Annotated in this window: 14 protein-coding genes; all 14 read right to left on the bottom strand. The window is 59.2% G+C overall.

Annotation, left to right across the window (positions count from 1 at the left end):
- Positions 1-14: 14 nt before the first annotated feature.
- The 14 genes from ACIG36_RS13375 to ACIG36_RS13440 all read right to left on the bottom strand — a co-directional run bounded on the left by ACIG36_RS13375 (position 15) and on the right by ACIG36_RS13440 (position 11,067).
- Positions 15-827 (bottom strand): hypothetical protein, encoded by an 813-nt coding sequence (locus ACIG36_RS13375; RefSeq protein ID WP_399926238.1) that lies wholly within the window; start codon positions 825-827, stop codon positions 15-17.
- Between the two features lie 149 nt (positions 828-976).
- Positions 977-1,189 carry a hypothetical protein gene (locus ACIG36_RS13380; RefSeq protein WP_399926240.1) on the bottom strand — a complete coding sequence of 71 codons (213 nt, stop codon included), beginning with the start codon at positions 1,187-1,189 and terminating at the stop codon, positions 977-979.
- Between the two features lie 497 nt (positions 1,190-1,686).
- Positions 1,687-2,040 (bottom strand): hypothetical protein, encoded by a 354-nt coding sequence (locus ACIG36_RS13385; protein ID WP_399926242.1) that lies wholly within the window; start codon positions 2,038-2,040, stop codon positions 1,687-1,689.
- Between the two features lie 222 nt (positions 2,041-2,262).
- The gene (locus tag ACIG36_RS13390) at positions 2,263-2,607 is read right to left on the bottom strand and encodes an Lsr2 family protein (RefSeq protein ID WP_399926244.1); all 345 of its coding nucleotides are present in this window, start codon (positions 2,605-2,607) and stop codon (positions 2,263-2,265) included.
- Between the two features lie 400 nt (positions 2,608-3,007).
- Positions 3,008-4,294 (bottom strand): hypothetical protein, encoded by a 1,287-nt coding sequence (locus ACIG36_RS13395; protein ID WP_399926246.1) that lies wholly within the window; start codon positions 4,292-4,294, stop codon positions 3,008-3,010.
- Between the two features lie 647 nt (positions 4,295-4,941).
- On the bottom strand, positions 4,942-6,408 hold the full coding sequence (locus ACIG36_RS13400; protein WP_399926248.1) for a DUF3987 domain-containing protein: 1,467 nt from the start codon (positions 6,406-6,408) through the stop codon (positions 4,942-4,944).
- 251 nt (positions 6,409-6,659) lie between these two features.
- Positions 6,660-6,866 (bottom strand): hypothetical protein, encoded by a 207-nt coding sequence (locus tag ACIG36_RS13405; RefSeq protein ID WP_399926250.1) that lies wholly within the window; start codon positions 6,864-6,866, stop codon positions 6,660-6,662.
- Positions 6,863-7,126 carry a hypothetical protein gene (locus ACIG36_RS13410; RefSeq protein ID WP_399926252.1) on the bottom strand — a complete coding sequence of 88 codons (264 nt, stop codon included), beginning with the start codon at positions 7,124-7,126 and terminating at the stop codon, positions 6,863-6,865. The genes ACIG36_RS13405 and ACIG36_RS13410 overlap by 4 nt, the downstream gene beginning before the upstream one ends.
- Positions 7,127-7,718: 592 nt before the next feature.
- On the bottom strand, positions 7,719-7,922 hold the full coding sequence (locus ACIG36_RS13415; RefSeq protein ID WP_399926254.1) for a hypothetical protein: 204 nt from the start codon (positions 7,920-7,922) through the stop codon (positions 7,719-7,721).
- Between the two features lie 229 nt (positions 7,923-8,151).
- Positions 8,152-8,478, bottom strand: coding sequence for a hypothetical protein (locus tag ACIG36_RS13420; RefSeq protein WP_399926256.1), 327 nt, complete (start codon positions 8,476-8,478; stop codon positions 8,152-8,154).
- A gap of 36 nt (positions 8,479-8,514) precedes the next feature.
- Complete coding sequence (locus ACIG36_RS13425) at positions 8,515-8,970, bottom strand: hypothetical protein (protein WP_399926258.1); 456 nt, start codon at positions 8,968-8,970, stop codon at positions 8,515-8,517.
- A 310-nt stretch (positions 8,971-9,280) separates the two neighbouring features.
- Positions 9,281-9,559 carry a hypothetical protein gene (locus tag ACIG36_RS13430; RefSeq protein WP_399926260.1) on the bottom strand — a complete coding sequence of 93 codons (279 nt, stop codon included), beginning with the start codon at positions 9,557-9,559 and terminating at the stop codon, positions 9,281-9,283.
- 82 nt (positions 9,560-9,641) lie between these two features.
- Positions 9,642-9,962: a hypothetical protein gene (locus ACIG36_RS13435; RefSeq protein WP_399926262.1), complete on the bottom strand. Its 321-nt coding sequence runs from the start codon at positions 9,960-9,962 to the stop codon at positions 9,642-9,644.
- A gap of 646 nt (positions 9,963-10,608) precedes the next feature.
- A complete protein-coding gene (locus ACIG36_RS13440) occupies positions 10,609-11,067 on the bottom strand; it encodes a hypothetical protein (protein WP_399926264.1) in 459 nt (152 codons plus the stop codon).
- Between the last annotated feature and the right edge of the window lie 1,081 nt (positions 11,068-12,148).

Consider the following 12,148-nt stretch of genomic DNA (forward strand, 5'->3'; position numbering starts at 1 on the left):
TCCTTGACGTGGTGTCAGCCCCAGGTGTCAGAACTCTTCAAAGACTCTTCCGCCAACAAGTGCCCAAAGCGTTGCTGAAGCTCGAGTACTTTCCGAGCCTGCGCAACGACGTCTGGTCGTGGCTGCACCCACTGATTCCCGGACACTTCCATTCCAGGCCCCCCAAAGCTTGCCAGAAACTCCTCAAACTGTTCATCGCACCATGAGGGCACCCATGCGCCAGACCGGCACACGTACACTGCGTGATACACGGTGTCCGGCTTGGAGCCGTCATCAATACGGCGGTTCACTTCGATGAGGGGGCCAGTTTCGATACCCTCAACGCGCGTGCGCCACGAAGGGTAGACAACCTCAAGGCGGCTACCAAGGTCGTGGTGCACAAGCATCCAGTCTTCGCAGGTGACTGTTCCTCGTTCACGCCATTCTGCGAGGCTCTGATATTTGCGGGGATCTGGATATCCGCTGTCATGGTGTGCATCCCAGAGGGAGACCGTAGACCATGCCTGTTGATCCCAGCCGAAGGTTGCGGGTCGAATGAAAGCAGCGTGTAAGTTGCTGTCCCCGAAGAGAAGTGGAGCGCCCTCTTCGTCGAAGTTGAACCGGCTCCAGAAGTTCTCATAGTCTCGGCATTTCGGCAACGGTAGGTCGTTCCGCAAGAATCCGTTGGCGCGAGTCCCCCAAATAAGTTCGCCGGTATGAAACTGTGTCTCCGCGTGCGTCCAGTCGTACAACAGCACATCTTCCCCGATCCGGGCACCGTACGATGGATTTGGGAAGAAGAAGTCCCAATCCACTACGAGAAGGTTGAGTTCTTGAGATTCACTCATGGTGTCCCTGTCAGTCCGTAGGTTCATCAGTCACCGAGCTGTCGGGCAATGCGCTGACTCGACAGGCTATAGCGACAAACCCCCTCGACGAGGGGTTTCTTGCTGAAGCCCCCTCAGGAAGGGGGCTTCTCATCAGACGGTCCGTTAAGCTACTTTCGGGAGCGTTTAGCGCTCTCACGCAGCGATTCAATGGTTCTGCGTGTTTCTACCAAAGCGTCGAGGATGAGGGGCCAGCCTTCTTCATCGGTGCAGCGCTGCGCGACTACGGCACTGTAGATTCCCTGAACTGTTTCATAGAACGCCTCGTACGCTTCGGCTTCGGGATCGTCCGGGTATTCGATGGGTGCGCTATCCGTAGCCATGATTTCTCCTATAGGTGCGGAGTAGGGGCCAGCACATAGCGGGCCTCAGCGAGGGCCTTGAGGTCTTCAGCGGGAATCACCAGTCCGGGATCGGCTCCGAGTCCTCTCCATCTTCTTCATCGAAGCAGTGGCAATTAGAGCTGTGCAGTGCATCCCACGAAGACAGTCTAGGGTGACCATCCTCGTCCCAGCCTAGGATTCCGTACTGCATGAGGTGCCCGTGCATAGCCCGTGCTTCCCACGTTGTGGGTGTGTTCGTCAAATCGGCTTCCTCGTTGGCACCTGTCGAGTTTTCAGCCATCGCCCTGCCCCTTCTTCCACGTGCGATAATCCACGTCCTGAAGCTGGCCTGTGTCGGTGTTGACTAGGGTGGCCATGCCTGTCGTCGTTACGTATTGAATGGCTTCCGAGTCGGCTGACTGAGGGTGTTCCTCAAATCCCCGGCCGATGGGCTTTTATCTCCTCATCCGGCTCCGGGCCGTGGTCCTGACGTAAGGTCACAATCTGCCTCCCGGGCTCCAGGCGCCGCCTTCGGTCAGCTTCCTGCCATCAGTCGTGAGAACCGCTACGTCCGCCCTGCTGGCTGCATCCCGAAGTTCCATAAGATCCGCAGACTCCATCGAGTAGCTTCCCGCGTCCGCAGCGATCAATGCATCAAACTTCCGGGCCTTCCCAAACACCCTGCCAAGCCGAGAAGCTTCGGCTCCCTCCCTCATGATTCGGAGCGTTTCAGTGAGGACGGGGAGCTTCGAGCCGAGCCCTTCAGAAGCTCGAAAGACGACTGCGACGTCATACCCGTGCTCTTCAACCCACTCGCGGCAAATCCGCTCCTGCTCACGGGACTTAGCCACGATGGCGACACGCCATATGTTGCGCTTCTGATTCAGGGAGAACCCAGGATGGTAAACGTGCCCCCCATATCCCGCTTCGCACCTCCGAATGTGCTCCTCGCGAGTTTCCGCACCACACTTGCACCGCATACCCCAAATCCCTTCCCTTGCTGATCCCTGGTGTACCAGAGGCCCGTCCCTGGTGTCCGGGGAACGGGCCTCCTGGTGATGCAGCACGAGGGATCAGGCGTTGGCCTTCTCGAACGCCTCGCGGATCTCGGCCGGGACACGGCCCCGGTCGTTGACGTTGTAGCCGTTCTCCTTGGCCCAGGCGCGGATCCTGGCGGTGTCCTGCCCGGCCGCCGCCTGCCCCGGCGCCTTGACAGCGGCTGCCTTGCGTCCGGCTGCCGCCTTGCCGGTGCGACGAGCCGCCTTCACGTAGTCGGCCAGCGCCTCACGCAGCTTGCCTGCGTTGTCGGTAGTTAGGTCGATCTCGTACGACTTGCCGTCGAGAGCGAACGTCACGGTCTCGTCCGCCTCTCCGCCGTTGAGGTCGTCGACGAGAAGAACGGTGACCTTCTGTGCCACTTCTGTGTCTCCTGTTTGTGGTGTTGGGTGTACGGAGGCTATCAGTTATGCAGCGCGCAAGGACTTCATTTCCAGCCTGCACACATATTGCAGCCTTCTCGTGGGGTGTAGTCCCTCATGTCCACTACTGGCGCGTCCCTAATTTTCTCCATCCCACACCGGGTCATTTTTCTCAGTCACCCATCCGCAGGACGGGCACCGCCAGCCACGCCCAACAGCGTCTTCGAAATACTCCATCTCCACGCCGTCGGCCTCACATATCGGTGCTGACACGACCACTCCCCTCCTGAAAGAACTGCGCGAATCCGCCGGAAACCTGAACGGTAATCTCATCACCGTTGCTAGACATGGTGTGACCTTTCGATGACCTTCATCGTCCCGCCCTACTTGACCGCTGCCGTCACGAAACCGACAGCCTTTTATCAATGGCGACCACTACGCGCTCGGGCGGTTCTAGCTTCCAAACCTTGCGGCTCTGCCAGTCGCGATCCGTTTTCCGAGGGGCAATTGACCGGCTCTCGCAGAGGAAGGCCACATGTGGTTCACGTGTGTGGGGGGCCAGGAAAATTTCTGTCACGGTGCCGTGCAGAAGGAAGCCGTCAAGTTGTCTGTAAGTGACGCGCCGTCCAAGCTCGTATATAGCTCTGGTAGCCGGATCGCAGTAGACGGTTAGTTGCTGTGTCTGGTCGAGCGGAACTGGCGGCTTTTCCGGCAGTACATCTGCTGCGGCAGGCTGAGGGGCTTCAGTCTTGGTGCGGGGCTCCGGGACAGTCGTCACGGGTTCTGGGGGCTGCGGCGCCCGGGGGTGATCTCCCCAACCTTCCTCCGTGAGTTCCGCAGTCCACCAGCGGCTTCCGCGATCCGAAAGATACGTGGTGATGTGCTTCTCAACAGTAACCAGTCCCGCCTTTTCAAGGGCTCTCATTACTGAGCGGCTGACTCCTGGCACCTCGCTCATCCTCAAGCGACCGCCATTGCGTCGCATGTAGTGAACTGCCCGATCTTGAGCCGCCGATAGCTTGACCTCGCCTCGGGGGATGGCTGGCTCATAATCCCTATTAGTAAGGTAGACAGCGTTCCCGCGCTTGAGCGTCCTGCGGATAGAAACACCGTAGCTTCCTTGTATCCCCGCAGCTTTCACACGCCCGGCGTATCGGCTAAGGAGCTCTTGGCGGAACGTGTCAGGGATGTGAGTACGCAATACTTGTTCAGATCCTGACTTGCCGAGCGCGGCTTGAAGCTCAGCGTCAATTTCTTGATCCGTCAGGGTCTCAAGCTGTTTGCTGCCCGCTGCCCGCGAGGTGATCTTGAAGACGGTCGCGTGAAGGTGCTCGTGCCATGTGTAGGCGAATCCGCCGTCATTCAGGATCTGTTCGACCGTCTTCCTGGCTTGATCAAATCCCTCCACGGTCCAATCTGCATCCCGTCCCCACGGCCGCACGTGTACTCGGACGTGGTCAGCCTCCTGAACCACCGAACAGCCCTCGGAGTCGTGCTCCGCCATACCCCCCGTACGCAGGGCCTGCGCCCCGCGAAGCAGGTCCCGAACTGCGTCAGCGAATTGGCATTCCCTGCGTTTAGTAGGAGCCTGAGCAAGCGCTTCAACCAAGACACGGCTGTCATCGAGACGCACCGTGTAGCGCGCCGATAGCGCCTCTGCGTATGCCTCCGCATATTCAATGGCCATCGGGGGATCCGGAAGGTACTCCCCTTCCGCCAGGGCCCGCCCGCTCGATCGGCGCATGTATTCGTCTAGGCTCTCGACCCAGCACACGTAAACCCGGCCGTCGCCAAGTGGCCGTACACTAAACCCGGAGAAGATGTTTTTCTTTGTCTTATAGGATCGCTTGAAACCTAGTTGCCCTAGGTAGCGGGAGACGACTGGGACGGTGACCCCGTAAGGCGCCTGCTCCCTCTCCCCTTCTTGCCTGCGTGCCATACCTACCCCAATCCCCCGTGCGGTGGTCGTCCCGGCTACTGCTATTTCCTGAGGACCTATTCTATAGGGGTTTCATCGGGCGGGCATTCTTTGAAGGTGCAGCATCGACATGCATCAAGCTCACCCGCCCACGGTCGACTACCCACACATAATCCGGCCCATGGATCATCGATGCAGGACTCTGGTACCAGGTACGGCACTCCCCATATAGGCCATTACTACACCTCCATCCATAGGTTTCGTTAACCCAGATCATTCGATATCGACCTGTAGAGCAGTATGGGCATCGCGCCCCAGCCTGTACCCGATACCTGCTCACCGGATCCCCGCTATTTTCATACCTGGCCACTAAATCGGCCACCTCTCAAATAGATTCACGGGCACAGCTCTCGGGACTAGTGGGAGAAGAGCCCGGCGTACGCCGGTACTGGCACCCCAACGGGTGCCCTCTTCTTAGCAGACTCTGCAGGCCTGCGAGGCGCCGCCTGGAGGCTGACACCTGACGTCTGTACAGCCTCCGGCTCCTGGATGGGTGCCGGGGCGGCCTTCACTCGCGCTAGCCGAGGAGCGGCCGCTTCAGGCGCCCCCTGGCCTGGCTCCGGACTCACATGGGAGGAGGCTCCCGCGAGTCCTTCCGGTTGTACAGCGACCAGCTTGATGACGGTGGGCTTCGGACCCGGCCGCGTGCTCGGCAGCCGCTCGAGCTCAACTTGGGGCGCTTCACTGACGGCAGCGTCGATCTGGGCTGCGCTGAAGCGCCCGCCCAGGGCCTGCAGCAGCTGCGTGCGGGTCATGCTGCCCCCAGCGCCAGTCAGCGCGGTAATGATGCGGTCGATCAGCGGCCGCTTGGGCACTACAGTATTGGCCGCCGAATCAGCTACCAGCTGCTTAACCGAGTCAATGGAGTAGTCCACGAAGTGCCGGGCGGCCTCGAGTGCCTTCTCACTTATGACGCTTTTACGATTGGCCACTGTCAGAACAGACGCGACCCGAAGAACCTGTTCGGCAGCCCTCTCCACGAAGCACGCAACGTTTCTTGGCATCTCGGCCAGCTCATCCTCATAGGATTCCCGAAGCCCGTCGTAGAGTCTTCTCGCAGTCTCGCTGAAGGCTAGCTTATGCTTACCTTTTCGAGCCCATTCATAGGCTGCCGCAAGGGCTCGGCTCGGCTTCACATTGCTTAGCGGGTCCTCATTCGTTGTCGGCAACAGCTTGGATCGGATCGTAAGGACAGGGAGGATCCTGTTATAGGTCCCTCCTTGAGCCGCGACTAGCGAAACATACTTACCCCACAGCTCCGGCTGAATATGAAAGTGCCCGCCGAGCTGTGGACGCCCTACGGTTTGTACAACAGGCTTTCCGTCCTTCCCTTTGGTGGTGTTGGAGACTCGCTTACCGTCCCATGAAGTACGCCAGATACCATGAAACTTCGGGCACCGGTTTGCCAGCTGAAGAGTTTTAGACCACTCGTCATCGAAGAGGATCACGCGGCCGTCCGGCCCGCCCTCTGACGTACGCGTGCTCTCTAGCTGTTCGTGCATTGCCGCTACGAGCGTAGGCCCCGAAGAAACCCCCTCATGACGCCGTTCCGTCAAAAGGTTCCCCAGATCACCGGCCAGTATGGCCTCACCCGTCGCAAGAGCATAGCCCTTACGTCCCAAGTTGGAAGGGCCGACGAGGGCTGTCCAAACGACGATCGGCCGCCCGTTCGGCTGAGTGATGATGCCGTTCAATGCAGCAGAGTAGAACGCGAGTACAGTTGCCAGGACGCCTATGGGATCGGCTTCTGTATGTGGCATGGCATCCTTAACAGCCTTCCCTAAGGCGCCGTATGCCATGTCGTCGAATCTGGTTTTCTCCACCTCTATTGCTCTCCTGTCGTTGTGGCTGCTGGTTCGGCTGGGCGCCTACAGCAAAGGGCCGGACACAGCTTCGTGTCCGGCCCTCACTGAAGATGTTCAGCTACTCGGGCAGTCCTCGTGCTCCTCTGTCACGTCCAACGTGATCTGTGAGGCGCCTCGGGGTACGTCTTGGTAGACCTGGAATTCGTCTTGGCAGTCTCCACACCGATAGGTGATCGTCATGCCCGTTGCGGTGCCGCTCATCCGATCCCCTAGCTCATCCAGGCTTCTTCGTAGCCATACAGTCGGGCCGCCCTGTCCGCTTCGCGCTTCAGGATGGCGTCGAACTCTTCCCTCTGGCCTGAGGGAATCTCCGTTCCGGTATCCCGCCAGTGATGCCAAACCATCGAAATCATGTGCATGATCTCGTCTTGGGCTTTCTTTTTTAACTCGGTACGGGTGAGCCTGTCTTCACTCACGGGCTCTTGCGCCCCTCGTACACGATCACCGGACGGTCATCCGTCGGATGAATCGTCATCCGGCCTGTCGCGTCGTTGAACTCCACGCGGGCGCCGTCATATGCCCCCTGTCCGGCAGCCGCTCTCGCATCAGCGACAGTTCGCTTCAGGTCCCCGCAGCGATAGGACTGGAAGCCATTCCGCTCAGAGAACTCACCAGCCTCACGAACGGCCTTGTCCTGCTTGACGATGCGTTCCGTTTCTGCGTCGTACCTCATCATGACCCCTCCCGCTCTTTTCGCGATTTATCCTGTTGAGCCCTCAGGCCCAATCCCTGCAACGCGCCATGGGGGCTCAGCGTTGCTCTACTGCCTTCCCGTCGTCACCCTCCTTCCACTTCCACATACTCCGACTTCTCCAGCCAGAGCCCTACGTTACGCCCGTTCGTCCCTTCTTCCCAAACAATCACCCTCATTTGGGGACTGAAATCCTGCGCACGGGGCGTGTACTGGACATTCCACCGCTTCCCGTCTCTAAGGATCACGTCTCCTTCGACGAGATTCCGTGCTTCAACCCGTGCCATTTTCTCTCCGTTTCGTCGATTCGCTCCCGCGCTCGGCGGTCCCGACAGGGTCTGACGTCCTGTAGGGCCGTCTGGCATGGCCTCGCTGCCTCTCGCGGGTCAGCGTACCGAGCCGAGCCTTGCTGATGGCCTCAAAGACAAGGCTCAGTGCTCCAGACGCTCATGGAGTTCTGCGGCCCCTCAAGCGCTCCTCTAAGGCCTCATGCGCGATCGTGGGTCCATCCGAAAGCACATGCGACCTAGTTCCTCGTTGGGACCAACACTCTTCGCCCGCTCTGCCGCTCCCATACTCACCCCTTCTTTCGCCCAATCTCGGGAACCCACGTCAGGTCTCCGTGGTCTGCCAATTCCCAAATCACAGTTACTGGATCATTAATCCAGTCCGCCGAATCGCACCCCATGTGCTCAGACCGAAGCGCATCCAGGACCACCCCGTTCAGTTCGGACTGTTCATAGTCCTCATCACTTGGGTCGTAAGGAATCTCGATCTCCATATCTGGCTTGATGCGGCTGACTAGCTCCGTGCCGTCATTTTCGCAAACCGCTAGGTAGGCCCCTGCGACCCCCGGTGTCCACCCGACACGAACCTGGAAACCGAAGATGTTGGGCCCCAACCCGACAGCTGTATGAGTGTGTTTTTGCATCTCGCCTCCTCTGTCGCCGTCCGAATAGACGTCGAGGAAAGAGCACGGGAATATCCCATGCTCTAACCTCGCTGGCTATCTACTGGCCGAGCAATGACGTGCTAGTGCCGCCCTCTTCAGGGCTCGGATTGCCGTAGGTCACCACTCGGGTGCCCAGTTCTGCCAGGCGCTCATTGAAAACCACCCCAGCGCGTTCCGGGGTAAGGTCATAGTGGCCTGAGTAGCCATGCCACTGCACACCATTACTGCTGGAGGCCTCCAGGACCGCGAACCTGCCCCGTTCCGAGAATTCCTCTCCTCTATCGACGATCACAAGACACAGATAGGGTTTTTCGCCGAGCCTGGAAGCGAAGGGGACAGCCCTGATGACCGGGCAGCCAGCAATACGTTTGGGCGTCTTACTCACTCGTTCTCTCCTTTGACGGTATGGAAAATGCCGGGCTCACGGATGGATGGGAGGTCGAGTGGAGGAGATCCGCTCCCCAATGATCGGTTCATTGGGGATGAGCCCGATCTGAGTCCGGTACTCCTCTAGCCGAATTCTTTCCCACCCCTCCAAGACTCCCGAGTGTTCCTCGCACACGATCATGCGCAGCCGCTTGCCCTTGTGAATGGTGGTTAGGATGACCACTCCCGGATAAGGGCAGTGCCCGCTTTCATCATTGCGGTAGATCTCGCACAGGAACTCACCCTTTACGGCCGTCTGTGCGGCCTCACGAGTAGGCGCCTCACCAACCCATACGGTTTCGCCGCTTTCGTTGTCGTACTCGTACGCAAACCACCTTTCAGGATTCGGCGCACTGTCCACCTGGACGACGTAACCGCCGTACTCCTCCGTCCCCTCCTTCCCCAAGTACATGAGCCCGTCCTGCCCGCCGGAAATCCACTCGGCGCACATACCTCTCCCTCCTCGTTTTTCAGAGCCTGTCTCTAGAACCAGGGGCAGGGGTGATCCCGACCGTCTAAGCGGCTGACCTTCCCCTGCCCCTGATATTGAGCGGCTAGCTACTGCGGGTCGACGATCCGCAAGTACTCGTATGAGCCGTAGCGGTTACCACCACTTGCAGACTGCCTCTGTGCACGCGGTAGGCAACCGTCCAAGCAAAGGTCCATGTACTGCGGCGCACTTCTCAGCGCCCGAATCCGGAACTCAATCAGCACGACCCCCCAGAGAATCCCGCACCACTGGCACGGCCTCCTGCTATACCTCACGCCGGATTCTCCGGCAGCTCCGCCGTGATATAGGCACATTCGTATGCCCTCACCCGATCAACCGCGTCCGGATACGAGGTGGCCCGCAGATACGTAGCCGCAACGCCCACACCGCGAAAGACGTGCTCCTTCCTACGAACGGAGATCACCATCACGCGCCCGTCATCCATTAAGGCCACGCTCTTGGAAACCAGCACAGCATCTCTTCCGAGAACGAACGTCTTGCGCCGCACGATCTTGGACAGAATGACCTTGTCCGTGTCCCAATCTTTCATTTCCCCACCCTTCACCGCCCACTGTGAGCGGACATGAAAAAGGCGCCTCACCCGTAGAGGGCAGACGCGCCAGCAAACTGGCTCAAGCTGCGATGGATGCTTCTTTTATGGCAACTCCTATGCGCTGAGCCAAGGCTTCCGCTTCACCATCGATGCCGTGCTCCTGGTACGCCCACATCCGGAGCGAAACCACGACCACGTGCACATGCTCACGCGGTATAGCGATGGCCCCAATGGTGAAGGACTGAAGCAGGGACCGTAACTCCGCCATCCTCAGGTATCGGTCTGCATCAACCAGCCCCTCTTGTACCAAGGCGTCGTAGTTCCACTCAACAGCCTGCCTCAAAAGCAGCCTCTCCGACTCCTCAGCGAGCGTTGTGCGGATGTCTCGGAACACACGCATGCCCCTACCTCTTTGGCTTCTTATTCGGCGCGATCGATGGCACCAGAGGAATTCCCTCCGTGCAGTGCCCGCAGAAACCCCTGCGTTCCATGCCACACGCGATGCGACTCAGTTCCATAACCATTTCAGAACCGACGGGGCCAGCCTGCCAGTGTGTCAATGCCGCCTCCTGATCATCGAAGTACACCGGATATGCCACGCCCGGCCGCACAACTCGCCACATGCGATAAAGGTGCTCCATTACCCTTCCCCTTACTGCCACTGTCAGACGGAGTAGACAGAAGGAGGCACAGACAAGTGCTGTACCCCCGTGCTGCCGACTACGGCTAATACTCGGCGGAGTATGGTCCCGGGTCATCGTGGAAGGAGCAGAGTTCCCATGTGAAGTTCACCAGGTGATCCGTGCCTGTGTCGTAGAAGATTCCTGCATCCGGACACCCTTCGCACACAACGGCATGAGACGGCACCCGAATGTGGCTGTGCCCCGGCCTATCCCGGTTGCGTCGGGCTACCTCAGCATTCGCGTCTTCCCGTGTGCTGAATTTCAGCTCTTCCGAGATAAGAGACCCGCCCATGCAGAGATAGAACCAAATCTCCGGCATACTCGTCGGCCCGCCATCCAATTCGTGAGAGAAGTGACTCATCCCTAGGCCGCCTTTACCTGAACGCCACCCCGGGGGCCCCGTTCGATGACGTAGTCCGGATGGTCAAAGGGGTTACCCAACCCCCGGAAGGTTTCCGCCGACCTCCAATCCTCGGGCGTGAACGGGTACAGAAAAGCCTTGCAGGAAAGCGTGCCTTGTTCGCGGCAGAACTCTGCGTAGAGCGCCCGTGCTTCCGCCAGGTTCTCAGCGCGCTCTAGCTCCCACTCATGGCGCCCCGTGTCAGCCACGTACAGGTAGACGATCCAGCGGAAGCCTGCTATGGCACAGACTTCGCACGTCACTTGAATCGGGGCACCACTCTGCCGGTGTTCAACTCCCGTGATCCCCGTACGGCCACACATGGTTTGGTTATCCGTCCGGCCGTACTGATAATCTCCCCGGATTGCGTGCAACTTTTCACTACTGCCGATCCGGGCAACCACCTCAACGCTCTTACCCATGAGAGCTTCCCTCCCCTGAAACTCACTGCCGGATGCAGTGAATAGAAGAGGGCACGGACTCTTGCCCGTGCCCTCGTACTATCGACTACAGCCTCTACTTGGGTTCGTACTCCCCGCAAATGTTCCCCACGCCGTCCTGAATCCAGCCTCCCCCATCCGTACGGGGATTCAAGGGAAGCGGCTTGCATAATGCGGCGTCAAATCCCTTCTTATAGGAGGAGACCGAGACTCGGTCAACTGCTTTTTGCTTGCCTGACTCCCCCACGGCGAAGCCGAGCACACCGCACCCCGCAGCAATCAGCGCGGCAGCAGCAGCCGCGACACACACTCTGCCCATGTTCACCCTCTATCCCTTCCTTACGCCTACGCTCTCGTAGCAGGCGAAAGGGCACACGAGAACCCCCATGTGCCCGACTCCTCTACGAAATCGCTGTGACTCGAATATTGGCCCCCTCAACCGTCCCGTACCCAGTCCGGTAGATGTCTACTAGACACTGAGTCGCAGAGGCTCTATCGGCAACACTCTCCGCATAGCTCCTGACATACCGCATGGCGTTTGCCCACCCCCGGAACGTCTTCTCAGACTGCCCTCGTTCATCCATGATGTTCAAGCGAAATAATTCCGCCCGAGCAAACTCATGGAAGAACTCGAACCAGGCAGGTACAAACCCGGTAAGCGGCGTCGACGACATAAGACGCCAGCCATCCCCATAAACTGTGGGATCGGCATGCTTCCAGCACTGGTTTTCCGTCCAAGGGTAGTGACCAACGCCCTCAGGGTTAGTGTCCTGGTAACGGGCCAGCCTTACGGCAGGGACCAGACGGGGAGACCCGTCAGGCATCAAGCCATGGCTGTAATCGCAGTACTCCACAACCCCTCCAAGGGTCGCTGTGTGGCCCTTACGGGCCTTATGAGCGCCTAACCGACACTCCCTCCGACCCATCTCGTCTCAGACGCTTAAGGAGCACTCAGGGGGCCGGGTGAGTATCAGTCACCCTGGCCCCGTGTACGCCGGACACGTCATGTTGAGAGATGAGCCGTAGACAATCTCAGTTGTGCAATCCCGGCCTGTTTGGCAGT

The sequence above is a fragment of the Streptomyces sp. NPDC053048 genome (assembly GCF_044547045.1).
Lineage (GTDB): Bacteria > Actinomycetota > Actinomycetes > Streptomycetales > Streptomycetaceae > Streptomyces.